This is a genomic window from Pleurocapsa sp. PCC 7327 (genome assembly GCF_000317025.1).
Lineage (GTDB): Bacteria > Cyanobacteriota > Cyanobacteriia > Cyanobacteriales > Microcystaceae > Hydrococcus.
Window position 1 is genome coordinate 447,501 of record NC_019689.1, and the last position, 25,378, is coordinate 472,878.

General features: G+C 47.6%; 22 protein-coding genes (1 of these 22 running past the window's edge). 11 read left to right on the plus strand and 11 right to left on the minus strand.

Features of this window, described 5'->3' with window-relative positions; genetic code table 11:
- On the plus strand, positions 1–699 hold the end of the coding sequence (locus PLE7327_RS01920) for an AAA family ATPase (protein ID WP_015142172.1). It extends 780 nt beyond the left edge of the window; the window shows 699 of its 1,479 coding nt (coding positions 781–1,479); the start codon falls outside the window, past its left edge; it ends in the stop codon at positions 697–699.
- Here PLE7327_RS01920 and PLE7327_RS01925 read toward each other — a convergent pair.
- The 3 genes from PLE7327_RS01925 to PLE7327_RS01935 all read right to left on the minus strand — a co-directional run bounded on the left by PLE7327_RS01925 (position 696) and on the right by PLE7327_RS01935 (position 1,878).
- Entirely contained in the window at positions 696–1,016 is a 321-nt protein-coding gene (locus PLE7327_RS01925; RefSeq protein ID WP_015142173.1) for a GYD domain-containing protein, read from the minus strand. The two genes, PLE7327_RS01920 and PLE7327_RS01925, sit on opposite strands and share 4 nt — an antisense overlap.
- A 153-nt stretch (positions 1,017–1,169) precedes the next feature.
- Positions 1,170–1,619, minus strand: coding sequence for a pyridoxamine 5'-phosphate oxidase family protein (locus PLE7327_RS01930; protein ID WP_015142174.1), 450 nt, complete (start codon positions 1,617–1,619; stop codon positions 1,170–1,172).
- A 16-nt stretch (positions 1,620–1,635) separates the two neighbouring features.
- Positions 1,636–1,878: a DUF1816 domain-containing protein gene (locus PLE7327_RS01935; protein ID WP_015142175.1), complete on the minus strand. Its 243-nt coding sequence runs from the start codon at positions 1,876–1,878 to the stop codon at positions 1,636–1,638.
- A 233-nt stretch (positions 1,879–2,111) separates the two neighbouring features.
- Here PLE7327_RS01935 and amrS point away from each other — a divergent pair, with 233 nt between their 5' ends.
- Together amrS and PLE7327_RS01945 are read left to right on the plus strand one after the other, a co-directional pair.
- Entirely contained in the window at positions 2,112–3,158 is a 1,047-nt protein-coding gene (gene amrS / locus PLE7327_RS01940) for an AmmeMemoRadiSam system radical SAM enzyme (RefSeq protein WP_041391778.1), read from the plus strand.
- A gap of 161 nt (positions 3,159–3,319) precedes the next feature.
- Positions 3,320–4,396: an alpha/beta fold hydrolase gene (locus PLE7327_RS01945; RefSeq protein ID WP_015142177.1), complete on the plus strand. Its 1,077-nt coding sequence runs from the start codon at positions 3,320–3,322 to the stop codon at positions 4,394–4,396.
- A 35-nt stretch (positions 4,397–4,431) separates the two neighbouring features.
- Here the strand turns inward: PLE7327_RS01945 and PLE7327_RS01950 are convergent, their stop codons facing one another.
- On the minus strand, positions 4,432–7,170 hold the full coding sequence (locus tag PLE7327_RS01950) for a bifunctional acetate--CoA ligase family protein/GNAT family N-acetyltransferase (RefSeq protein ID WP_015142178.1): 2,739 nt from the start codon (positions 7,168–7,170) through the stop codon (positions 4,432–4,434).
- 786 nt (positions 7,171–7,956) lie between these two features.
- On the opposite strand from PLE7327_RS01950, the gene PLE7327_RS24670 reads away from it, so the two are divergent.
- A complete protein-coding gene (locus PLE7327_RS24670; protein ID WP_015142179.1) occupies positions 7,957–8,103 on the plus strand; it encodes a hypothetical protein in 147 nt (48 codons plus the stop codon).
- Between the two features lie 586 nt (positions 8,104–8,689).
- Here PLE7327_RS24670 and PLE7327_RS01955 read toward each other — a convergent pair.
- The 6 genes from PLE7327_RS01955 to hppD form a co-directional block, all read right to left on the minus strand.
- Positions 8,690–9,646: a DMT family transporter gene (locus PLE7327_RS01955; protein ID WP_015142180.1), complete on the minus strand. Its 957-nt coding sequence runs from the start codon at positions 9,644–9,646 to the stop codon at positions 8,690–8,692.
- Positions 9,647–9,742: 96 nt separating this feature from the next.
- A complete protein-coding gene (ftsH, locus tag PLE7327_RS01960) occupies positions 9,743–11,722 on the minus strand; it encodes an ATP-dependent zinc metalloprotease FtsH (RefSeq protein ID WP_015142181.1) in 1,980 nt (659 codons plus the stop codon).
- 90 nt (positions 11,723–11,812) lie between these two features.
- Entirely contained in the window at positions 11,813–13,684 is a 1,872-nt protein-coding gene (gene dnaK, locus PLE7327_RS01965; protein WP_015142182.1) for a molecular chaperone DnaK, read from the minus strand.
- A gap of 169 nt (positions 13,685–13,853) precedes the next feature.
- On the minus strand, positions 13,854–14,375 hold the full coding sequence (locus tag PLE7327_RS01970; RefSeq protein WP_015142183.1) for an Hsp20/alpha crystallin family protein: 522 nt from the start codon (positions 14,373–14,375) through the stop codon (positions 13,854–13,856).
- A 389-nt stretch (positions 14,376–14,764) separates the two neighbouring features.
- Positions 14,765–15,925: a homogentisate 1,2-dioxygenase gene (locus PLE7327_RS01975; protein WP_041391779.1), complete on the minus strand. Its 1,161-nt coding sequence runs from the start codon at positions 15,923–15,925 to the stop codon at positions 14,765–14,767.
- An 84-nt stretch (positions 15,926–16,009) separates the two neighbouring features.
- Positions 16,010–17,104: a 4-hydroxyphenylpyruvate dioxygenase gene (gene hppD / locus PLE7327_RS01980; protein ID WP_015142185.1), complete on the minus strand. Its 1,095-nt coding sequence runs from the start codon at positions 17,102–17,104 to the stop codon at positions 16,010–16,012.
- A gap of 295 nt (positions 17,105–17,399) precedes the next feature.
- Between hppD and PLE7327_RS01985 the strand changes: the two genes are divergently transcribed.
- From PLE7327_RS01985 to fahA, 4 genes are all read left to right on the plus strand, one after another.
- Complete coding sequence (locus PLE7327_RS01985; RefSeq protein ID WP_015142186.1) at positions 17,400–17,954, plus strand: Lrp/AsnC family transcriptional regulator; 555 nt, start codon at positions 17,400–17,402, stop codon at positions 17,952–17,954.
- 30 nt (positions 17,955–17,984) lie between these two features.
- The gene (locus PLE7327_RS01990) at positions 17,985–18,539 is read left to right on the plus strand and encodes a Uma2 family endonuclease (RefSeq protein WP_015142187.1); all 555 of its coding nucleotides are present in this window, start codon (positions 17,985–17,987) and stop codon (positions 18,537–18,539) included.
- A gap of 13 nt (positions 18,540–18,552) precedes the next feature.
- Positions 18,553–19,428, plus strand: coding sequence for a hypothetical protein (locus PLE7327_RS01995; protein WP_015142188.1), 876 nt, complete (start codon positions 18,553–18,555; stop codon positions 19,426–19,428).
- 221 nt (positions 19,429–19,649) lie between these two features.
- Complete coding sequence (gene fahA, locus PLE7327_RS02000; RefSeq protein ID WP_015142189.1) at positions 19,650–20,969, plus strand: fumarylacetoacetase; 1,320 nt, start codon at positions 19,650–19,652, stop codon at positions 20,967–20,969.
- A 35-nt stretch (positions 20,970–21,004) separates the two neighbouring features.
- On the opposite strand, the gene PLE7327_RS02005 is transcribed toward fahA, so the two are convergent.
- Complete coding sequence (locus PLE7327_RS02005) at positions 21,005–22,171, minus strand: pyridoxal phosphate-dependent aminotransferase (protein ID WP_015142190.1); 1,167 nt, start codon at positions 22,169–22,171, stop codon at positions 21,005–21,007.
- A gap of 638 nt (positions 22,172–22,809) precedes the next feature.
- Between PLE7327_RS02005 and PLE7327_RS02010 the strand changes: the two genes are divergently transcribed.
- The 3 genes from PLE7327_RS02010 (at position 22,810) to PLE7327_RS02020 (ending at position 25,126) form a co-directional block, all read left to right on the plus strand.
- Positions 22,810–23,643: a hypothetical protein gene (locus PLE7327_RS02010; protein WP_015142192.1), complete on the plus strand. Its 834-nt coding sequence runs from the start codon at positions 22,810–22,812 to the stop codon at positions 23,641–23,643.
- A 155-nt stretch (positions 23,644–23,798) separates the two neighbouring features.
- Entirely contained in the window at positions 23,799–24,170 is a 372-nt protein-coding gene (locus PLE7327_RS02015; protein ID WP_015142193.1) for a hypothetical protein, read from the plus strand.
- A gap of 221 nt (positions 24,171–24,391) precedes the next feature.
- Positions 24,392–25,126, plus strand: a complete 735-nt coding sequence (locus PLE7327_RS02020) for an MgtC/SapB family protein (protein WP_015142194.1) — start codon at positions 24,392–24,394, stop codon at positions 25,124–25,126.
- Positions 25,127–25,378 lie beyond the last annotated feature (252 nt).

Genomic DNA, 25,378 nt, shown 5'->3' on the forward strand with positions numbered 1-25,378 from the left:
GGCGATGAAGAAGCTAGACGACGGGGTAGCCAGAAGACCGTGCGAGAACGCAAAGCGCCTCCCACTTTTGACATTGCCGTAGAAATGCTGGAACGGCAGCGCTGGGTGGTTCATGAAAGCGTCGCCGATACCGTAGATAGCCTCCTGCGGGGGCATCAGCCACATCTGCAAGTGAGAACGATGAATGGAAACGGTCGGGTCGCGATTACTCGCACGGTTCCCCGCGTGCCAGTGCACAGACAATCAATTTCCTACGAACTTTTAGACGTTTCCGAGTCAAACGGTTGGCAAAAGACTGGGCAAATCATCCCTTTCCCAAACGTGCAATTCTCGGACTCTGTTCGTTACAAGCTGGCTCTCATGGGCAAAACTGCGCCGTTGCGTCTCTATGCCTACGGCATTGGTCTTCACCAACTGATGTCTGCGATCGAGACGCTGAATTTACCTATCGTCCTGACCCGGAAAATCGAGAAGGCTGATGCCATCTTGGCATTGCGATCGCACTTGAGAAAAAACGCCGACCTACCGCGCATAGCTAAAAACTATCGAGTGCCAATCCATACCCTTAAAACCAACACAATTTCTCAGATTACTCAAGCCTTACAACAGTTGTCGGACATGAATGAAATAAGGATCGCACTCGGTAAGCAAGATCGACTCGGACAAGTCAAGGAAGCGATCGCTGCCAGCCCGATTTAGACAGAGGTGACTAACTCAGCCGTATCGGTCTTTTTTTGGAAACTGCCGATGAATTCATCAATCGGAATGGCTGCCATAGTTAGAACTCTTACGCTGCCACGGGAGCTTAACTCAGCAGCTATCCGCGCCATTTGCACGTTGTCCGGTCCCTCGACGATATTAACGAAATCATAAGGTCCAAGCACGGCATACTGCGAGAGAACTTTCACGCCCAGGGCTTCAAATTCCTTATTAACTTCTTTGATTCGCTCTGGGTTGTGTTTGAGGGTTTTGGCTCCTTCATCAGTTAGATTGCTCAAAATAATGTAGGTGGACATACCAAACCTCCTAAAGCATCTTATCAAAAAGCTTTTCCTAAAGATAAAGAACTTTTCTAACTCCCCTCCACTTCTAGTGTAACGATCGGCTAATTGACCTAACCTCAATAAATGTTAAGCAGCCAGCGTACCCAACCATTTATCAAACTTCCCCTAAACTTCAATCAGATCGGTATGTCCAAATCCCAATGCATAGTTAAGCACTGAAATTACCTTGGGCGTAATCTTGAGAAGCGCCACTGTCTCAGCAGTGGGATGCCAAGACATACTCGCGATCTGTGGAAACTTGTTTTCGAGAATGGCGATCGCGCGCTCGAACTCATCGGGATCGGTGACAATTTCAGCAATCGCTCCCATTGAGAGTCCTTTAATCTGATTCCAGTCTTCGTAGTCGCGATCGATGGTCAGCGATACCTTATTGCACTTTTTGATATTGTGTACTTTCTGGCTGTCTGGGGATACAACAGCGTAGATCGTCAAGCCATCATTGGCATAAGCAACTGTAGTCGCTTGGGGATATCCATCTTCGCGAATAGTTGCTAAGGTCATTATGTTGTGTTCCCCCATCAGTTCGAGGATGAAGTTTTTGACTTTCTCCTCCATGACTCACTCCTCTTTTCTAGCAACTTTCCCCCTCAAATATGGTTAACTGTTTTGGGTTACAGTATTTGATGCTCGCTTGAATTTCTTTAGCCCCCTCTGCTTGTAAGTCTTCGATATAACCCGGACCCATAGTTTGAGCTTCTTGAGAACTCTGAAAGGGTCCGAAGTAGTAGATGCACTGAGGGTTAGCTGTGACGATCTCTACCCACCAATATTTACCATCAATTGATGAATCACTACTTCGATCGATTGTCATCATGCATAATACTTGCACTGATTCAAAGAGGGTGTTATCAATCTAACTCTACCGATTGAAAGTGAGGAAATTGTGAGGGTTTATGGTAGTAGAACTTGAGAGTCTCTAGTCTCAATTAATTTTTTTATGATTCTGTGGAGAAGATATCAATTTTTCTAAACGCTTCTATCTACGAAAACCCGATCGCGTTAGAAAGATATTGAAGCTGCGTTCCGCGCGATCGAGTAGTCATGGCAATGAAAGAAGCAATGCTTTATGAAAAGCTAGCAGACAATCGAGTTCGCTGCCATCTGTGCGCCCATCGTTGCCTCATCGCCGATGGCAAAATGGGGATTTGTCAAGTTCGCGAAAATGAAGGCGGAAAGCTTTATACGCTGGTTTACGGGCGCACGATTAGCCAAAATATAGACCCAGTAGAGAAAAAGCCGTTGTTTCATTTTTATCCGGGTTCGACCGCTTATTCGATCGCCACCCCAGGTTGTAACTTTCGCTGTGCCTGGTGCCAAAATTGGGAGATTTCCCAAATGCCGCGTCTCGGGCATATCATTGCTGGCTATGAGGCAACCCCCGAACAAATCGTGGCTGATGCACAGCGCTTCGGCTGTCACAGTGTTGCTTACACCTACACGGAGCCGACCATCTTTTTCGAGTATACCTATGATACGGCACGACTCGCTCGTGCGGCTGGTTTAGCCAACATTTACGTGACTAACGGCTACATGACCGCTGAAATGTTGGAGACCATCCAACCTTATCTGGATGCTGCCAATATTGACCTGAAAGCATTTCGCGATCGAACCTATCGGCACTATATCGGGGCGCGGCTACAGCCAGTGCTAGACAGTCTCAAGACAATGAAACGGCTGGGGATTTGGCTCGAAGTGACGACCTTGGCAATCCCCGGCATCAATGACGATCCGGCAGAGTTGAGGGATGCCGCGCAATTCATCGCTCAAGAGCTTGGTGTGGATACCCCCTGGCATCTCAGCCGCTTCTTCCCGGATTACAAGCTGACCGATGTGCCACCGACAGCGCTAGATAAGCTGCGTCAGGCACGGGAAATCGGACTGGCAGCCGGGCTAAGATACGTCTACATAGGCAATGTCCCCGATGCGGAGAGCCAGAACACTTACTGTCCCGGATGCGGTAGCGTACTGATTGAGCGCAGTGGTTTGGGAATGTTAGACAACCGAATCCAAGATGGATGCTGCCCGGATTGTGGATTCGCGATCGCGGGGGTTGGGATGCATGGTGGATCGTTTGCGTCAGGAGTCGTCGTTTAGGATGCCATCGCGATCGTCTCACAAGGGTCTCATCTCAAGTGTTTATTAGACCCCTTGTAAAAATATTAAGAAGTCTATTAGGCAAGAAAACTAATAGATTGCCATAATAATAGTGGTCAAAGAAGAGCCAATCGCGATGAATAGATCGAGTTCATAGCAACATGAACTATTTAACCTGGTTAAGTAAGGGAGCTTCCCTCTATTTTTCCCAACTAGATCGTTCTCGCCGATGGCTCGCACGCCAACTCGCTGAGTTCGGGTTAGGAGCAGTAGAAACTCCGTTTCAGATTATTTTTTCCGAACCTGGGATCGGGCTTCGCTCCTATAGATCCGACTGGGAGAGCGGGCCAGTAATGCTAATCGTTCCCGCCCCGATTAAAAGCGCATCGATTTGGGATTTGAGTCCCTCGGTCAGCGTTGTGCGGCATTGCCTTCGGGCAGGATTGCAAATATACCTTATCGAGTGGGAGCCGCCAGGAGAAGCTCAACGAGATTTTGGTTTGTCGGAATATGCTGACCGCCTTATTCTAGACTGCTTGGAACAGATCTCGCTGGAGACCGGACAATCACAGATTTTCCTAGCCGGGCATTCCTTGGGAGGAACTCTCGCTGCCATCTTTTGCGCCCTCCACCCCGAACGAGTCAAAGGACTGATCCTCCTGGGATCTCCTCTTGGTTTTGGTTCGTCGTCGGGAATTCTGGCTTCTTTCGTAGCAGCTTCTCCCAAAACTTCTTTTTTAACGGCAGCTCTGGGAAATGTTCCCGGCTCATTTCTCTCTATCGTCTCCGGAACTATCGCTCCAGTCCCCCTCGGATTTGACCGATGGCTGGATTGGATTTTAAGCCTTCGGGATCGCCACGCCCGATTGACCCACCTGCGGGTCGTCCACTGGACGCTCGAAGAGATGCCGATGGCACAGCATCTTTTTGAAGAAGTTGTTGAGAAATTGTATCGCGAAGATCGCTTTCTGAGCGGAACCTTAAGAGTTGGGGGAAAGCTGGCTCTGCCAGAGCAGGTGACGGCTTCGGTGCTGAGCGTGGTAGATGCGCGATGCCGACTCGTTCCGCCTCAGTCCGTCGTGCCATTCCATCAAGCCATTCGCCATCCCGATTCTCAACTGCTTTGGTATGAAGGAGACACGGGAGTCGCTCTGCAACACGTCGGGATGCTCGTCGGACGGCAGGCTCATCTGCACATTTGGCCGCAAGCGATTCGCTGGATTCAAACTCATTCGTGAACTGCTGCAAGTTCTTCTCTGTCATAATAGTAAATTCATAAATCAATCTCTGCTTTCACTAACTCAGGAGTGCGACGGAGGCGAAAACCGACTTTTTCACACACTCGCTGCATGGCATGATTTTCAGGCAAAATTTCAGCCGAGATCCGCTCTAATTGCTCGTCGCGACCAACTTGTACCAGTCGTTTCAGCAACTCAGTCCCTAAGCCAAGACGCTGGTATGGATCGCTGACCAGCATAGCGAATTCACCCTCGTTCACCCCTGGCAATTTACTTAAGCGACCTACTGCTAGGATTTCGGGGGTTCCAGTTGCCGGATTTCGGTGCTCTGCCACCAGTGCCATCTCGCGGTCGTAGTCAATAAAGCAGAGGCGGGTTAACCACTCGTGGGTAGTGAGCCGACTCAGTGCCATCAGATGGAAGTAACGCAAATAGATACTTTGCTCGGAGAGGGTTTGGTAGAATTGAACCATTTGCGGCTCATCTTCGGGTCGAATGGGGCGAATCGTGACGGGGGTGCCATCTTCCATCTTCCATAGTGCGACGTATTGGAGTGGATAGGGACGAATTGCTAGTTTGGGAAGTCGGCCTTCTGTGACCTCTTCTGGGTGAAGCACGATCCGGGCATCCAGCACCATCATCTGTTCTGAAGAGACGAACAGAGGATTGATGTCAATTTCTCTAATCCAAGGCTGCTCGACCACAAGCTGGCTGAATCGAACTATCAGATGCTCTAAAGCGCGAAGATCCACAGATTTGCGTCCTCGGACTCCTTTGAGGGCTTTATAAATTTTGGTTTGTTCCATCATCCGCCGCGCCAGGGTTGTATTGAGAGGAGGTAGCGCTAGCGCTCGATCTCTAAACACCTCTACCAGTTGTCCCCCGGAGCCAAACAGCAGCACTGGTCCAAATTGGGGATCGACGCTACTACCGACGATTAGTTCATAACCGCCATTGAGGTTGAGCATTGGCTGTACGGTTACTCCTAGGAAATGCTCCTTCCCAGCTTTTTCTCTCACCGATGTTTCAATGGCACGATAAGCCCATTTGACATCTTCTGCGCTAAGGAGATTCAACTGCACCCCACCTACATCGGTTTTATGGGTAATGGTTTCCGACAGGAGTTTCAGCACTACGGGATAGCCGATAGCGTTAGCTAATTCTACTGCTTCGGTTTCATTCTCGGCTATCGCCGTCTGGATAACAGGAAGACCGTAGGCGGACAGAATGCGTTTAGATTCCAGTTCGGTGAGAATAGTTCTACCTTTGTGGCGCACTGATTTGATAATCGCTTCTGCCAGAACGCGATTAGGCACTCCTTCCTCATCTGGGGGTATCGTCGGAGTTTCGTAGATGCCGCTCAAGTTGTAGCTGTATCGCCACATGAAATTAAAGAGCCGCGCTGCTGAATCGGGATAGCGATAGGTGGAAATGCCAGCGCGATTGAGAATAGACTCACCCGCTGCTATCTGATCTCCCCCCATCCAACTAGCCAAGACGGGTTTGTCAGCCTTTTTAGCGAGATGTTTCAACTGTTCGGCTGTCTGGGTGGGATCGGTCATGGCTTGGGGAGTTAGAATCACCAGTAAACCGTCACTGCCCGGATCTTTGAGGGCAATCTCTACGGCTTTGGCATAGCGTTCTGGGTTCGCGTCACCTAGAATGTCAATCGGGTTGCCATGACTCCAGTGAGGGGGCAGACATTCGTTGAGTTGGGCAATTGTTGTTTCAGAAAGTTCTGCCAGTTCGCCTCCCGTGGCAATTAAGGTATCAGTCGCCAGTACCCCCGGTCCTCCAGCATTGGTGATAATGGTCAGTCGAGGCCCTTTGGGCAAGCGGGGATGTTTGGCTAGTACCTCTGCCAGAGCGAACAGTTCTGAAATGCGATTGACCCGCAGCACCCCGCAGCGGCGAAAGGCAGCATCGATAACTTCGTCACTACCTGCCATGGCTCCGGTATGGGAGGCGGATGCCTTAGCTGCTGCTTGCGTCTGACCCGCTTTGATGACGATGATTGGCTTAGTTAATGCCACCTCCCTTGCCGCAGAGAGGAAAGATCGGGCATCACCTATCGACTCCATGTAAATAATAATGCTCTGAGTGTAGGGATCGCTACCGAGATAGTCAATCAGATCGCCCCAACCCACATCTAGCATCGTGCCAGTGGAAATAAAGGCACTAAAACCGACATTCTCAGAAAAGCTCCAATCGAGGACAGCAGTACATAGGGCACCGCTCTGACTGATAAAGCCAACATTTCCGGGACGAGCTATTGCGCTGGCAAAAGTGGCATTGAGACCCGTATGCGGATTCATGACTCCAAGGCAATTGGGACCGATAATGCGCATCTTGCCCCGTGCTTTCTCGATGATTTGCCGCTCTAAATCGAGTCCCGCCGAGCCGATTTCTTTAAAGCCCGCAGAAATGATAATCGCACCTTTGACACCAGCTTCAACGCACTCTCCAATGATGCCGGGCACTGTCGGTGCGGGAGTAGCAATGACCGCTAGCTCCACTGGTTCTGGGACTGCCTTGATATTGGGGTAGGCTTTAATGCCCAGGACACTGCGTCGGGCGGGATTGATGGGAAAAACCGTACCGCCAAATGGGTTGCTGATTAGGTTCCACAGTAAAGTTCGCCCCACACTTCCTTCTTTTTCGGTAGCCCCGAACACGGCTATCGTCTCCGGTGCCAAGATGGAGTTGAGGGGCTGGCGCTCGGAGCGGAAAATATCGTAAGCCGGATCGGTAGTGGGTTTAAAGGGCTTTATCATTTTTATATTCCTCGTAAGTAATTACTTACATAGCTAGTTGCTTTAAATGGGTATGATTTTGTCTCTCCAATTCCTATTTTATAGAAAATTTTTGTTATTTTTTTGCCGGGGTTGAAGCGACAGCAAAATTGCTTTTAAATCTAAAATAATAAGAAAAAAGAACTCTAACATTTGGATTTGTTAGTAAAATTTATTAAGATATCGAACTAGGTATCTAAAAATTATTCTCGCTTTTTATCTGGTTACTTTTCGTTGTGTTTTGAGTTTTGACTGGGTTGAAGGATAGCGATCGCTTGCGGGAAATTCCTACCCAGAACTAATCGAGCGGGTCATGCTCAAAATTAAAAGATGATGAATTCATCAATTAATTAACTGCAAGTCTGCTTTTACTTGAGTTGATAACTCTGTCTTGCAAAACCCATTAGAATTCGCACAATAGATTTTATTGCTACATGACAGCGTGCCAACACACTTTGTCTTTAAATAAGTTATTATGTTATATGTATATTGGTCATGAACTCAGTAGCATTCTTAGACTCGAATGTTACTGGTTCTGAGCGTTATGATACTTGGCTTTATCCCTTCACTTGCCAAGGTAAAAGCACGTTGTTAGGAACCTAGCAACAGTGAGACTATTCCCGCAGCAGAAATACTAGGCGAGACGCTAACGTATCGAATGTTAACGCTTCACCAATACTCGCGATCGCATTTACACATCTACACTACGTAATCGCGATCGCACAGGCAAAGTAACACTCAATCAATAATGGGAAGAAGGAGATAACTATGTCTACTTATAAACACAGCTATTGGCAGTATGAGGACAATACTGCCTACTATGTCAGCGTATATGCTGACAGCACCCATGAATGGAAAACTATTTACCGTCAGCTTAATGACGGGTTTGAATACGTGGAGACAAGAGAATGTTAGCCCTTTGGTACATTAATTATCTTCATTGGAGACGCTGGATGCCCTTGATGACTTTTATCATCTAGCAACTACTGCGTTGTAGTAGTAGCAAGAAAGGCGTTGACGAAAGGCGAACGCCAAGAAGCTTCCCCAAATATCAACATCTATACAATGCTCGCTTGGGGAAGCAACGGGCGCGTAAATTTTACCCTACATGAATAGAGAAAAGGTGATGCAATGTGACTGGGTACGAACGCTTACACAACTATTTATACCAACAGTCATTATCTTGGGACGGCGAAAGATTGAACGTCTATGAAAATAGAACCGAAGGACAAGATCGTGACCGGAGGACATCTTACTTGGGAAGAGGCACTGTATTCCCCTACTTAGCGAGGATACTCAGAAGTTCTGTGACAAAATTTTTTTGAAAAGTTAAAGCAGATCGCCTCGCGAGGATCGGCGGAATGACTACACGGTAAAATAGTGACTCCGATAGGCTGTCCGACGTGCTGGAAGATTATACTAATTTGAAAAATCTTGGCTACAGATGGGTTTTAAAACCTGGATGAGATGAGTCTTTCTCAATCCAAAATCCAAAATGGTATTAATCACGTTCAGTCCAAAAAGTTCGTTCTCCACTGAGCAAAGCAATCCCTAGCGTGACGATGCCAATTCCGACAATCTGAATCCCATCAAGAGTTTCGCGAATTGTTGCCCATGCGAGTAGTGCCGTCAATGCCGGACTACTAGAACCAATTATAGAAGCGGCAGTTGCACCAATTATACGAATGCCGATATTGTTGAGGGTATGTCCGATAAAGCTGACCAAACCTGAAAAGATACTGCCAATCCACAAGGGAGTCCATGCAAGTCGAGCATCGGGAAGCTGCCAAAACAATAAGCTAATGCCAGAAAGCAGCAGTGTAGAGGCAAAACTAATCCAAGTAAAGGGGATCGGGTGCAGTCTTTCAAAACATTTTTGGGCAATCACATTGTAAAAAGCATAAACGATCCCAGAACCGATACTGGCGAGAATGCCGCTCGCAATCGCATAATGGTTATTAGTGGCAGAAGACCGGGGAATAGTAAGGGCACTGCCTGCCAAAATCATGCCCATGATTATCCAGCGAAAAAACGTAGGACGATCGCCAAAAAACTTCCAGGATAGTAATGCCGTAAAAACTGGATAGGTAAAGAAGAGCGTCATGGCAATTCCAGTCGGAATCAAACCAATGGCAATATAGAGCGAGGCAATGTAGACAAACATCAACACGCCACAGCCAAATGCTTGCATCAGAGCATCCCTGCGATCGCGGACAAATAAGTCTCGGAATTCTTTTAAAGCCGATGGATACAGCCGGATAGCGAGAACTATTATTAGTGGAACTACTAACAGCATCCGCATAAACATCAGCAAAAATGAATTAGGCAAATTGGGTTTAACATATCCGCCGAGTAGGAATAAACCAAGAAAGAGATGCTCTGAAAACAGAACTCGGACAGTAATGTTGTGGAAAGTTAAGAAAAAGGCGGATAGAAGAACTGTTAGAATTCCCTGCACAATTAAAAAGTTTTTTAAAACCAATCCAATCTAGCTATTTTACTTAGATCGGATCTTGAGCGATCGCCTGATGGGAGCGCGAACCATCCAAACTTTCTAACTTCCAAGAGCAGCTACAGCAACCGATTGTTGGTTATCGAGTTTCGTTTGCATCAACTGCGTTCCAGGAGAAAGTTTGCCAGTTTGTAACCATTGAGTCACCTCCGTACAAGATTGTGCCCGGCTAAGCCACTCTTTGAGGTTTTCTCCCTCCAAGGTTTCGCTATCGAGGAGCGCAGTCGCCATCTCTTCGAGCAGATTCCGATTCTTAGCTAAGATCGTCAGCGCGATGTGATGTGCGCTATCGACAATCTCCTTCACTTCGCGATCGATCTCTTCAGCGACTTTAGGGCTGACCGAACGCCGAGGATTAATAGTTCCTTCCAAAAATTGTTGTTGGGTTCTCTCGAAAGCAATAGGTCCGAGTTCATCACTCATCCCGTAGAGAGTGACAAATCGCTCAGCCAGATCGGTGGCTTTTTGAATATCATCGCTCGCTCCCGTGGAAACCTGACCGAAGATCAATTCTTCTGCCGAGCGTCCGCCTAAAAGAGTCACAATCCGACCCCGAAGCTCATTTTCGATCATCAAGAAGCGATCTTCCTCCGGTAATTGTAACGTATAGCCCAAAGCTCCAACTCCACGGGGAACAACCGAGATTTTCTCAACCGTGCCTGCACCTGGCATCAGCGCTCCAATAATCGCATGACCGACTTCGTGATATGCTACTGTCTTTTTCTCAAGATCGTTCAAGACGCGAGATTTTTTCTCCAGCCCGGTCACAATTCGCTCGATCGCTTCGTTAAAGTCAGTCATAGTGACTGTATCGCGGTTCCTCCGGGCTGCTAACAGCGCGGCTTCATTGACGAGATTCGCCAGATCTGCCCCCGCAAACCCTGGCGTGCGGGCTGCCAGTTTCGCCAAGTCAACATCTTCAGCCAGTTTTACGGTTTTGGAATGGACTCTTAAAATTGCCTCTCGACCGCTTTTATCCGGGCGATCGACGACAACCTGACGGTCAAACCGACCAGGGCGCAAGAGCGCCGGATCGAGAATCTCAGGGCGGTTTGTAGCAGCCAAGAGAATAACGCCGGTATTGGGATCGAAGCCATCCATTTCGGAGAGAAGTTGGTTGAGGGTTTGTTCTCGCTCCTCGGTGCCGCCTAAAGGAAACCCAGCACCTGCCCGCGATCTGCCAAGAGCGTCCAATTCGTCAATGAAAACGATGCAGGGGGCTTGTTGCTTTGCCTGCTCAAATAGGTCGCGTACTCGTGCTGCCCCAAGACCGACGAATAATTCAATAAACTCGGAACCTGAAATGCTGAAAAAGGGAACGCCAGCCTCTCCGGCGATTGCTCTTGCTAGTAAAGTTTTACCCGTTCCTGGGGGACCAACTAGCAACACGCCTTTGGGGATTTTAGCACCCAAACGAGTATATTTACCGGCATTTTTGAGAAAATCGACAATCTCTTGCAGTTCTGCTTTCGCTTCATCCACCCCAGCCACATCATCAAACGTCACGCCCGTGCTGCCTTCAGAGTAAATACGAGCCTTGCTCTTCCCAATGGTTAAAGCAGCAGGACCAGCCCCTTGACTGCGGCTGAGCAGCCAAGCCCAAATGCCAACGAAAATAAGAGGTGGGACAACCCAACCCAATACCGTTCGGAGCCAGCCCATACCACTTGGAGGTCGAACAAAGTATTTGACATTATGCTCCCTTAGCAGCTTGGGCAATTCAAAATCTGTAGGCACGGGAATGGTGTCAAAAACTTGACCGGGTTGAATCCCAGTTCGATCGGCACCGCGATCGGTTTTCAAAATGTATCGGATTCGTTCGGGACCGATTTCCGCCCGCTCGACCTGACCCGCTTCTACCTGAGCAATAAAATCGCTATAGGCTGTTGTAGGATACCGAGGTCCTTGCAATAAAAACAAATTAAAAAGAATAAGGAGCGCGAATAGGAGAATCAAGCTGCCGCCAAACTGCTTTGGCTCAGGCATTTTCAGACGACGATTGTTATTTGTATCGATAGGCATTGCTAGTAGCTCCTTGTCAAATCAATTGAGTAATGTGTCCTACTTGCACGGCGCGATCGCTAGTGCCGATGAATTTTTAACCTTTGTGGATTACTTGTTTTCCACAAAGTCGGCATCGATAACATCATTGCCGCCAGCCGTTCCGCCCGTCGCGCTTCCAGCTTGAGCGTAAATGTTGCTGCCTACTTGCATGAGCAGCTGCTGCAACTCGTTAGTGAGAGACTTCATCCGATCGTAGTTTTCTTGGTTAATCGCTTCGCGCAAATCCTTCACCAATCCCTCTACTCGGCTCTTATCGGCAGCACTGACGCGATCGCCCAAATCTCGGAGTTGTTTCTCGGCTTGATAGGCGGCAGAGTCTGCCAGATTCTTGGTATCGATTTGTTCGCGGCGCTTTCTGTCTTCGGCTGCATGGGATTCGGCATCTCGTACCATGCGTTCCACTTCATTTTTCGGTAACGTGGAAGCACCCGTAATCGAAATCGACTGCTGTTTGCCCGTGCCCCGATCTCTGGCAGTAACTGAGAGGATGCCATTAGCATCGATATCGAAGGTAACTTCAATCTGCGGTACGCCTCTGGGAGCCGGAGGAATTCCCATCAAGTGGAATGTACCCAGACTCTTATTGTCTTTGGCTAATTCTCGTTCGCCTTGGAGGACGTGAACTTCTACGTCCGTCTGCCCGTCCGCCGCCGTGGAGAAGATCTCCGATTTCTTGGTAGGAATCGTGGTATTGCGAGGAATAATCTTGGTCATTACGCCGCCTAGGGTTTCCACGCCCAAGGATAGGGGCGTAACATCGAGCAGCAAGATGTCGGACACTTCACCTGCTAGAACGCCCGCTTGAATTGCAGCACCGACGGCGACGACTTCATCGGGGTTAACGCCTTGGCAGGGTTCCTTACCCGTCATTTGCCGCACGAGAGCTTGAACGGCTGGCATGCGCGTCGCACCGCCGACTAGGACTACCTCATCGATGTCGGCAGTCGTGAGTTTAGCATCTTGAAGCGCCTGTTGCACTGGCTTGCGGCAGCGATCGATGAGGTCGGAACACATCTGCTCGAATTGTGCCCGCGTCAGGGTCATTTCTAGGTGTTTTGGTCCTTCGTGGGTAGCAGTGATAAAAGGCAGGTTAATATTAGTTTGAGTGGCACTCGAAAGCTCGATCTTAGCTTTCTCTGCTGCTTCCGTCAGCCGCTGCAACGCTTGCCTATCTTTGCGCAGGTCGATGCCTTCGTTGCGCTTAAACTCGTCAGCCAGCCAATCGACAATTTTTTTATCGAAGTCATCGCCGCCGAGGTGCGTGTCGCCGCTAGTAGATTTCACTTCAAAGACTCCATCGCCCACTTCGAGGATGGATACGTCGAAAGTGCCACCGCCGAGGTCAAAGACGAGAATAGTTTCATTCGTCTTTTTATCTAAACCGTAGGCGAGGGCAGCTGCTGTAGGTTCGTTGATGATGCGCAGAACTTCGAGACCAGCGATTTTTCCCGCGTCTTTAGTGGCTTGCCGTTGGGAGTCATTGAAGTAAGCAGGAACAGTAATCACTGCTTGAGTGACTTTTTCTCCCAAATATTTGCTTGCGTCCTCAGCCAGCTTGCGCAGCACTTGAGCAGAAATCTCTTCGGGGGCAAATTGTTTGCCGGCGACGGGGCAATTGAGTTTGACGTTGCCGTTGCTGTCGCGCAGGACTTTGTAAGAGACTTCGGTTGCTTCGTGGGTAACTTCATCATATTTGCGACCGACGAAGCGCTTGATCGAATAAAATGTATTTTCTGGGTTCATTACCGCTTGGCGTTTGGCAATTTGACCGACCAAGCGATCGCCCGTTTTGGTATATGCGACGACGGAGGGAGTAGTACGCTGTCCTTCGGCATTAGCAATGACCGTTGGCTGTCCTCCCTCCATAACAGCAATGCAAGAGTTTGTCGTTCCTAAATCGATTCCAACTACTTTTGGCATACACGTTCTCTCCCCAGCCAATCGTTGCATTTAGAAAAGAATAGGGTTGACAGGACTGGTAGTGAAAATTAAGTTACCAATCCTGTTCGCTTCGCAAGTGAATCTCTAACCTAACCGAGTGCAAGATAGTCCGCCGTTGCATGGCGGAGCCTGAAAAGCACTTCGTCAATTAAGCAACGCTAACCTTGACGACTTTGTGTTTTTCTGTCTCGGTTTTCGGCATAGTGAGACTCAAGACCCCGTTTTTGTATTCGGCTTGAACTTTGTCGGTTTGAATGTGGGCAGGTAATGGAATCGTTCGCTCGAACTTGCCATAGTAGAATTCAGAGCGAGTGACTCCTATTCCTTCAGTCTTAGTGGCAGACTTGCGCTCGCCGCTAATCGAAACCGAGTCAGCGGTCACTTCAATGTTGAGATCTTTAGCTTCCAAACCTGGGACTTCGAGTTTGAGGTGAATCTCGCTGTCGGTTTCTTCCATTTCAGCAACAGGAACGCCAAAAGAAAGCGCTCTTCCGCCATCGGGCATCAATCTTTCAAACAAGCGATTCATGCGCTGTTGTATGCGTTCCATTTCCCGCCAGGGTTCCCAACGTTCGATTTCTCGGAAAGGTTCCCAACGTTCGATTTCTCGGAAAGGTTCCCAACGTTCGATTTCTCGGAAAGGTTCCCAACGAAAACGAATAAGTGACATAACTACACCTCCAATCTTGGAGTTTTTTCATGGGAGGCTTAAGCTCAAGCTTCCCGATTCGTCGGAAATTGGTAAGGTTTTTCAATTCCAGGTTTCGATTTCGGGAAGCTCGATCTCAGGTTTCCCAGTTACAAGCTAACAAGAAAATCTCGGTGCACTAGGTTCGGTTCTCTGGCTAAAGCGATCGCAATTTCCGTACCCCGACCATACTGATGAATTTTCTTATGGTTCGCATCTTATCCCATTTCTAAAAAAGAACGCTATAGATGCTCGATGAAAAAGCCTTACACACAGAGCTGCTGACTAATTGCGAACTGATAATTGCCAACCGACGCGGACTTCCACGAAGTGGAGGAGCATCGGCGAATTGGTATTAGATCTTGTTTAGGTTATTGCCCTCTCCAACTGTAGGGGTAGTCTTTGTCCTCTAAGGCAGCCGCGTATTGCGTGAGCTTCAGCGGACGAAAGGTATCGATCATTACGGCGAGTTCGTCAGTCCGTTCCTTGCCGATAGAACCCTCGTAAGTTCCTGGGTGAGGACCGTGGGGAATGCCGCCGGGATGAATGGTAATTGATGCCCGCTCGATTCCTTTGCGCGACATGAAGTTCCCCTCAACGTAGTAAAGAACTTCATCCGAATCGACGTTGGAATGGTTGTATGGAGCCGGAATCGCCAAAGGGTGATAGTCGAACAGCCGAGGGACGAAAGAACACACAACAAAGCCAGGACCTTCAAAAGTTTGATGCACGGTCGGCGGTTGGTGAACCCGACCTGTAATTGGCTCAAAATCCTCGATATTGAAGGCATAGGGCCAAAGATGACCATCCCAACCGACCACATCGAGGGGATGATAGCGATAAAAGTAGCGGGTAATGCGATCGCGAGCTTTGACTCGAATCTCGAACTCGCCTTCTTCGTCGTGGGCAATCAGTTCCTCTGGCGGGCGAATGTCGCGCTCGCAATAGGGAGAGTGTTCTAGAAATTGACCGTAACGATTGAGATAGCGGGCGGGCGGTTCGACGTGCCCATTGGCTTCGATAACCAGCATTCGCTGTTGGCTACCTTCATCGGGAAGGATGCGCCAAAGCACTCCGGTAGGAATCACTAAATAATCACCCGGTCGGTAGCGAAGAATTCCGAATTGACTCTCTAGTACGCCGCTGCCTTCGTGGATGAAAATGACCTCATCGCCGTGGGCAAAACGATACCAGTAGGACATCAGTTCCGTCGGTCGCGCCACTGAGATGCAGACGTTGTCATTAGCTGCGAGCGGAACTCTTGCCGCGATCGCATCGCCCCCAGTGGCTACAGTTGCCGCACGCAGATGGCGGGGATGCAATGCTCCTGGTTCTTCATAGGGGATTTCTAGTACGCTATCGAGCAATAGTTTATCGAGCTGGGTAGGCGGGTGCAGGTGGTAGAGCAGAGATTGCACGCCCGAAAAGCCGCGAGTGCTAATCAACTCTTCGCGATACAAAGATCCGTCGGCTTGACGAAATTGCGTATGCCGCTTGTGGGGAATGCGTCCTAACTTGTAGTAGTAAGTCATGGTTTCATCCCTGTGCTTTGTCTGTTTCCTATCCATCTAAGGCAAAAAGGACAAGTGAGAAGTCAGTATTTTGCCTTTTTCCTTCTATAGATTGCCCCGCATCGCCTGTTCGCGCTCGATCGCCTCGAACAAAGCTTTAAAATTCCCCTCACCAAAGCCCTGCGCTCCGTGCCGTTCGATTATCTCGAAGAATAGCGTCGGTCGATCTTGCACGGGTTGGGTGAAAATCTGGAGTAAATACCCTTCTTCATCCCGATCTACCAGAATTCCCAATTCTGCTAGCTTATCGATCGGCTCGTCGATCTTGCCGACTCGTTTCTCCAAGTTCTCGTAATAGGTTTTCGGGGTGTCGAGAAACTCAACTCCTGCCGCCTTGAGCTGGGCGACTGTCGCGATAATATCGTCAGTAGCGAGAGCAACGTGTTGAATTCCCGGACCGCAATGGTATTCCAAATACTCTTGGATCTGGGATTTCCGTTTGCCCCCGGCAGGCTCGTTGATCGGCAATTTAATTTTGCCCGTATTGTCCTGCATTACTTTAGACATTAATGCCGAGTACTCTGTCGAGATCGTTTTCTCGTCAAAATGTACCAATAGGCTAAAGCCCATCGTGTCGGCAAAAAACTTTGCCCAGCGCTCCATGCCGCCGACTTCAACGTTTCCGACTACGTGGTCGATCGCTTTTAGTTTCGTCTCATAAGAGAGAGGGCGATCGCTGTAACGAGACTCGAAACCCGGTGCAAACGCCCCAGAATAATCGCTGCGATCGACGAATTTGATTAATACGTCTCCGTAGGCGTGGATAGCGGCGTAGCGGAAGATCCCGCGCCCGTCTTCTTCTTCAGTCGGCGCGATCGCGGTTTCGGCTCCTCGCTCGACTGCCGCTTTGTAGGCATCGACAGCATCCGGAACTTCTATGGCAATGACGGCTACGCCATCTCCATGCTTGAGAACGCTTTTTGAGATTGGGTGGTCTGGATTCAGCCCCGTACTCAAAACAAAGCGGACATCTCCTTGCTCCATTACATAAGAAGCGGTTTCGCGGCTGCCAGTTTCCAGACCCCGGTATGCCGTATTGGTGAATCCGAAACATTTTGAGTAATAGAACGCTGCCTGCTTGGCGTTGCCGACATAGAACTCAAGATGGTCGAATCCCTTAATAGGAAAAAAGTCGCTCATTTGAATTTCTCCTTTAAAGCAGTCTTTAGGACTGCCTTTCTCGATGTTGTTGGGAGAGCAATTGGGGATGGGGATACTCAGACGCAGACTTAGATGCTTGCTAGAAATCGAAAGCTGGTTTTTAATGGCTTGACCTTTAGTTGCGTTAATTAACTAAAAGCCTTTAATAAGATTATAAATTTTATTTTTAAAGTTATGAAAGTATCGATCGTTACCTTATATACTTTGATTTGATTCGATCTTCTACCAATGTATCCGTCGAACATCCTCGAACGAGTCTAACTGGAGAGATAAATTGCTAAAGAACAACACTAAGGTAAAGCCAGCGCCAAAAAACGCCGAACAACTTCAACAGTTGGATGAGATAGACCGACAGATCTTGCACCTGTTGCAAAACAACAGCCGGATCCCTAGCGCTGAATTGGCTCGTCGGGTCAATCTCTCAGCGCCGGGACTGCAAAAAAGACTGAAGAAGCTTGAAGAAAGCGGCATCATTGAAGGTTACGTTACGTTGGTCAATCGCGAGGCGATAGGTTTAGACTTGTTATGTTTTGCACAGATAACGCTTGCCCACCATCAACCTGAATATGTCGGGCAATTTTGCGATCGCGTCAAGGAATTACCAGAAGTCCTAGAATGTCACCACCTTACTGGCGAATTTGATTATCTGCTGAAAGTAGTTGTCTCCAATCGCCAGCATCTAGAAAGGTTTTTGTTCGACAAAATTACTCGCATTCCAGGTGTGGATAAGATTCGTACTAGCATCGTTCTCAACGAAATCAAAGCATCTACTTCATTGCCATTGTCTGAAGCTGCAATTGACAGCGTGAGTTTGAGCGAAAATGAATAATGTAGGCTCAGACCTCTTGTTGGAGTTACCATGTCTGGTTTAAAGGTTAAAGATCTCGAAAGATTGCAAGCTCAAAATCCCGAACTTCGGATGGAATTAGTGGGTGGGAAGATTATTGTTATGAGTCCGTCTGGATTGGAATCGGACGAAGTTGCCGCAGCCATTGTTACTGAACTGAACAACTGGGTTAGACCTCGTAGGTTAGGGCGCGTCACAGCTTCGAGTGCCGGGTTTGTCTTGCCTAATGAAGATGGGGATGTCCGTGCGCCAGATGCCTCATTTATTCGTGCCGAACGGTTAAAACGAACGACTGAAGATTATGCCCAACTCGTGCCCGATCTGATGTTCGAGGTCAAATCGAAAACAGATACGCTTCAAAAACTGCGCGACAAAATTCAGGAGTTTCTGAGATTGGGCACGCAAGTTGGGGTGTTGGTCGATCCGCGAACCCGCACCATGGAGGTGTATCGCCCTGGGATGGAAAATCCAGAGGTTTTAGGCAATGGAGATATATTGACGGTGCCGGAGTTGCTTCCTGGCTGGGAACTGGCAGTTGCCAGTATTTGGGCACCGGAATTTGAGTAGAAAGTGAGGCTTTATGCTTGGATCGATAAAAACACTTCTCTCATCGATCGTGGACTATGCCGGACTTTTCCCGCCAGCCAAGTTTGACATGCGGGAGGCGATGGCGAATTACGATCGCGATCGGATGAGTTCCTATGATTGGATGCTGGGTCGTTTTGTCCTGCCAGCATCCCGACTGAACGAGTTTGAACAACTCTTGCCAGCATTTCCCCTAGAACAATGGTCGATCGCAGTTATTCTTTCGGGAAATCTGGAGTCAGAACTTGAAAGGGTACAATCTATCTCTGACGGGGGCAAAATAAAGCTCGCTGCCCTAGAATTTCCGCCACTTCCCCCCGACGAAATCGAAAGCGTATTTCCCAATCTCTCGGCTGGCGTTGACGCATTCTTTGAAATACCTTTGGATGGAAACTTAGAAGCCTATCTAGCTGCCCTGCAATACGCCGATGCATTGGCTAAAATCCGAACTGGAAGCACGACCGCCGATGCTTTTCCAACCGCATCCCAACTAAGTCATTACATCGTTTCGTTTGCCGAAGCTCAAGTTCCCTTTAAGGCAACCGCCGGGCTGCATCACGCCTTACCAGGCGACTATCCCCTAACCTACGAGCCACAGAACAATTCTACCGCAATGCACGGTTTTCTTAACGTTGCGATCGCGGCAGCACTCACCTATTGGCAAAAAATCACGCGAGAAGAAGCGCTAGCAATTCTTCAGGAATCTTCCATCGAAGGTTTCCGATTCGCAGAAGACGGAATTAGCTGGGCATCCCATCATCTAAACCTTTCAGAAATAGAGGGAGCCAGACAACGTTTCTTTCGATCCTTTGGTTCCTGCTCCTTTCAAGAGCCAATAGACGACCTCAAGACACTAAAACTGTTAAGCTAATTGGTTGTTAGGAGTTAGTGATTTGATGAAAGGATTTTGGATTTTGGATTGGAGAGTAGGGGTAGTTTTTTTGCAGGAAGTGTCGGTAAATCTCTAGGATTTTTAGATAAACCCACCCGTACAGTTGTTAGTGGCTAGTTTTCTCCCCACACTCCCCATACTTCCAGTCCCCCCGTCTCAGAAGTCTCCTCCTGCTCCCAATTACGAATTACGAATGACGTATGATCCGTCCCATCGATGCCACACACGATCCGAATTTGCGCAGTTGGGTAGAATCGGCGAATCAAAAAGACACCGATTTTCCTATCCAAAACCTTCCTTTAGGAGTATTTCGCAGGCGGGATAGCATTGACTCCTCGCGTATTGGCGTTGCGATAGGCGATCGCATTCTCGATTTGTCTTTATGTGTCGAAGCCGGACTCCTAGAAGAACTTCCGGGGAAACTGCAAGAAGCTTGTGCGGCAACCAATCTCAATCCACTGATGGCGATGGGGAGCGAAGCTTCCTTGGCGCTGCGCCGTTGCTTGAGCGCACTGTTGCGATACGACAAACAAAAATCCCTTCCAGAACGAGAAATTCTCGTATCGATGTCCGATGCCGAACTTTTACTACCCGCCGAGATTGGCGATTATACGGACTTCTACGCCTCAATTTTTCATGCCACCAACGTTGGCAAGCTATTCCGCCCCGACAATCCCCTACTTCCCAACTACAAGTATGTCCCCATCGCCTACCACGGACGTGCTTCCTCTATCGTACCCAGCGGCACGTATATTAATCGTCCCAAAGGTCAGCGAAAGCGTCCCGATGAGACAGCCCCCAGTTTCGGTTCTTCTCGACTTCTCGACTACGAAATGGAAGTCGGATTCTTTGTGGGAGCTGGAAATAAACTAGGTCAGCCCATCCCAATAGACAATGCTGAGGAACACATCTTTGGACTTTGCTTGGTTAACGATTGGTCGGCACGAGATATCCAAGCCTGGGAATACCAACCCCTCGGTCCTTTTCTGTCCAAGAATTTTGCCACCACCATCTCGCCTTGGGTAGTGACTCTGGAAGCGCTTGTCCCTTTTCGCTGTTCGGCGTTTTCTCGTCCCCAAGGAGATCCCCCGCCGTTGCCCTATCTTTTTTCGCGGCAGGATGCTAGTCTGGGCGGGATCGACCTCACGGTAGAAGTATGGCTGCTTTCGGCTCAGATGCGCGAGGTGGGGATGGAGCCATTTTGTTTGAGTCGTGCTTCTTTTGCACAGATGTATTGGACATTGGCTCAGATGCTTGCCCATCACTCAAGTAATGGTTGCAATCTCCGCACAGGAGATTTACTGGCTAGCGGCACAGTCTCAGGTGCCGAAGAAGGTTCGCAAGGATCTCTGCTCGAACTTACCCAGCGCGGCTCACAACCCATTCAACTGCCAACAGGTGAAAAGCGAGGTTTCTTATCTGATGGAGACGAAGTGATTTTGCGAGGATACTGCGAAAAAGAAGGCTACGCCAGAGTAGGATTCGGAGAATGCCGAGGCACAGTTCTATCTGTAGAGTAGACTTCTTGCTTTAACCCTCTTCTGTCAAATAGATTTTATTTGAGCTTGCTAATGGCTGCTTGAATCCGCTCTAGTGCTTCTTGGATATTCTCTAAAGAATTGGCATAAGAAAGCCTCAAGTATCCATCGCCAAATTTTCCAAAAGCCGTACCGGACAATACCGCTACTCCCGCTTCTTCGAGTAGATAGTCGGCAAGTTCCCCGCAGGAAAGGGGCAACTGCTTCACATTGGGGAAGACATAAAAAGCGCCTGCGGGTTTAAGGCAACTAATTCCCTCAATGGTATTTAAACCTTCTACAATTGCATCCCGCCGCTGTTTGAATTGGGCAACCATTTGGGTAACGAAATCTTGCGATCCTTTGAGCGCTTCAATTCCCGCTATTTGCGTAAACGAACAAGTACAGGAATTAGAATTAATCGTTAATCGTACAATCTCCTCAACAAGCGGCTTGGGAGCGATAGCGTAGCCCAATCGCCATCCCGTCATTGCATAGGTTTTTGAATGACCGTCGAGCAAAATTGTTCGCTCTTTCATGCCAGGAAAACCAATAATACTTTCGTGTTGTCCTTCATAGAGAATGCGGGAATAGATTTCGTCGGAGAGGACGTAAAAATCGTATTTATTTGCCAGATTGGCAATTGCCTCTAAATCCTCTTTTTTGAGAAAACTGCCCGTCGGATTTTGGGGAGAATTAAGAATTAATAGGCGAGTGCGATCGGAAATTGCGGCAATTAAATCTTCAACGCGAAAGCGAAAATCAACTTCCTCTCGCAAGGGCAGCGGAACGGCTTTTGCGCCCACAAAGTTAATAACCGATTCATAAATAGGAAAACCCGGATTGGGATAAATTACCTCATCTCCTTTCTCAATCAGCGCTAGGATAGTAAAAAAAACAATCGGTTTGGCGCCGGGAGTCACGACAACTTCATCGGGATGGATCGCAATACCTCTTGTTTGCGAAATATGTTCGGCTACGACTTCGCGAAATTCCCATAGTCCGGCAGCAGGGCTGTATTCGGTGTATCCATCTTTCATCGCCTGGAAAGCAGCTGCACAAATATTCATGGGGGTTTTAAAATCGGGCTGACCGATTTCGAGGTGAATAATCTTTCTGCCTTGCGCCTCTAAATTTTTTGCTCTGGCAAAGACCTCGAAAGCTGATTCAGTTCCTAAACGACTCATTCGCTTGGCAAATTTCATAGGAATTCCTTTTTTCTAGAGCAGCAAAGTTAACTGGAGAAGTTAATCTTCAAGAGAAGCTAAGAACTCTTCTCTGAGAGGGGCGGAAACATAATTGTTCAATTCGCTTGAGTTTCTACTGGCGCAACTGGGAATACATATCCCACCATCGTGAAGAGAAACCATACTGCTAATAACCCATCATACCTTTCTAGTAAATAGCTCACGCTACGTTAACCAATCTCTATCCTTCTTAAGCTAAGCTGCTGATGGATCTGCGTTACATTACGATGCTTTCGATCTCGATGCGCTTTTCTCATGGCAGATAGAAGCCATCGTTGTCGTATCTGCCGAACAGCCTGACCATTCTACATTTATTAGAAATAGAATAATGTAATTACCACCTCACACTCACAAGTAGCAGAGCAGTAAAACAGTCAAACAAGAAGATGCCGAGCAAGAAAGTTTATGTCAAAGAATACACGGTCAGAGCGCATACTAGAACGATTCACACTAGGATATACAAATTTATTTGTCACTTTTGTCATGAAGATGTCGAACGAGAAACCTACACAACAACTTGTCCCAAATATGGCAACAAATGCAACGGAGTAGCAAGTAAATGCCTGCGCTGTATTAAAAACTAAGGGGAATTAAAGATGACGAAATTGCCGCTACCAGAACCGCCACAGAATAGCGAACAGTTCTTGCACGAGTTGGCGAATTATTATCGTGCCCTGCTTAATTATCACCAACGCTCTGCTACTTTAGCTGCTTCTCGTTTAGCTCACGTGGAAACCCTGCTCAATCTAGGTCAGCCTACTCTAGAGCAGCAAGCAACTTTGGAGCCAGGGTTAGACAGTGTCATTAAGACAACGGTCGAGCGGCAAGAATCGTTAACATCAACTCAACTGCCCAGCTCAGAACAACCAGGAGCGATCTCTATCGGGTCATTTCTTCCCAATCTAGAAGATTTAGAAGAACTCTTGAAAACTAATCGAGGAAAAATGTTACACCTCGATTACATCGTAAGGATACTTTGCGGGCGGTTAGCAGACAAAGAACTTTACTCAGTCAAGCAGGTAGTAAAGCAACTTCTCGAACGAGGAGCGAGCCAAGGAAGATGGATGGCAGTGCCCGATTCCCCCGACTGTTGGACGATTGACTTGAGCGAATTTCCCGAACTTGCCTCTCTCCCTACTAAAGGAAGATCTAGAAAAAGAGGGGTATCTCGCCTACCCGGTAACGAGAAATTAGATCGGTATAAAAACCTCACCGAAGCGATAAGAAATTGCTTGGAAGAAAATATGCCTAAGGCAATGAGCATTAATGATATTTTGGATTGGTTCTATCCTCAAGGGCTGCCCCAAGAAAACAAAAAGCGAGCGCGTCAAGCTATTAGGGATGTTGTCATTAAAAAGTGCGGTCAGGTTGGTTGTTGGAAGCGTTTTGCAGTCGGTCTTTATATGCCCTATCCTGCCGAGCCTAAATAAAGTAAATCACTTCATTTAAGAAATTGAGTAAAAGATGAAGGATTGATAATAAATTTTAAATATTTTTGTGAATTCTTAGATTTAGTTGCTGTTCCTTTTAGCATAGAAGCAAATTAGCCCATCAAAAATACTTTTTAAAAAGAGTGGAGGTTCCTATGGTTAGCTACGTAGGAATGCAAATGCCTCTGACTGCCAATCCAGGGGATAGAATTGCTGAAGAATCTCAAACGATTGAGGAAAAAGCCAAACAAATAGCGGTAGATAAGTACGATATTACAGGTGCCCACATTAAAGTTCCCACCTATTTCATTGTCACCTATCCCAATGGGGAAACTAAGGCACTCCATCATGTTAGGGATGCTAAGGAAATTTCTGATGTCATCCGACAAATGCATTTAGAAGAAGAGCCAACGCCAAGCAACACAAGCGAGCATAAGTCGAACCTCAATGGTTTAATTGCCGTCATAGGCGTGTCTATGTTGGCTTTGTTTTTGATGACAGCCGCTATCGCTATCGGCGTGTTTTAAGTTTAGGACAAAAAATCTTTAGTAGTATTTTGGCGATCGCGTATCCTTGTCGGCGCGATCGCTTTTTTTTGTTACATTACATTAAAAATTTAAGAAAAGAAAAATTTCTTAACCTAAAGATTAACTTGCCCTGTTTCACTGTAAGAGATCGTTTGAACTAATACAAATAGGACAAAGGACAAATGACCTATGACTTGATGATTAATTCGGAGACTTAAGTAATGTCGTGGACAGATTTTGTTGTGCGCTTACTGGTTGCCTTCATTCTCGGTGCCGCAATCGGAGTCGAGAGACAGTGGCTCAAAACGAGAGCGGTACTCAAAACCAATGTTTTAGTTTCTCTCGGTGCAGCCATGTTTGTCATGATGTCTGCTATGACTCCGGGGGATTCAAGTCCGACGAGGGTAGCCGCTCAAGTCGTCTCCGGAATAGGCTTTCTAGGAGGAGGCGTGATTTTGCGCGAGGGAGCTACCGTGCGCGGCATTAATACAGCAGCCACTTTGTGGTGCGCAGCTGCGATCGGTACGCTGGCAGGTTCGGGTTTTTTTTTGCAAGCTTATATTGGAGCGATAGCTGTTGTAGGAGCAAATTTTCTTCTGCGACCGCTCATTCCTATCTTCCAACAAGTTGACGGGAATGTCAATTTGGCGACACAAACCCAACCAAGCATCAACTATCGCTGTTGGTTGATCTGTCAAGCAGAAGATGAAATGAACGTTCGCACTTTGTTATTTCAGTCGCTTAGAGAGAGAGAACTGACGCTGACTGCAATTCACAGCAAAACGATAAGAAGTGGGGATCCAACTCAATCGTCAGTAGTAGAGATTCAAGCCGATTTCTTCTGCGGAGAGAATGCTGATGAATTAGAACTGATAGAACAAGTATTAAATACGCTCAAGCAACAGACAAAAATCGATCGCGTCAGTTGGGAGTTAGTGCCAAGCGATCGTGATTGACGGACAATGCATGAATAAAACTTAAATATCAAAAAAAGATGGCAAAAAGCGTTGCTTGACTTAGTTTATGACGATAATATCGGAAATTACGTAAAATTTAACGTAAAATAATGTAAAATATCTTGTAAGATTTAAGTGAAATTACCGATGGACAACGAGCCATTATTTATGGATAATTAAATTTTCGGTAATAGTAAGGTTAAGATAAGCAGAGAACAAAACTCTCTCGTGTTGGTGAGAGATTCGCAAAAT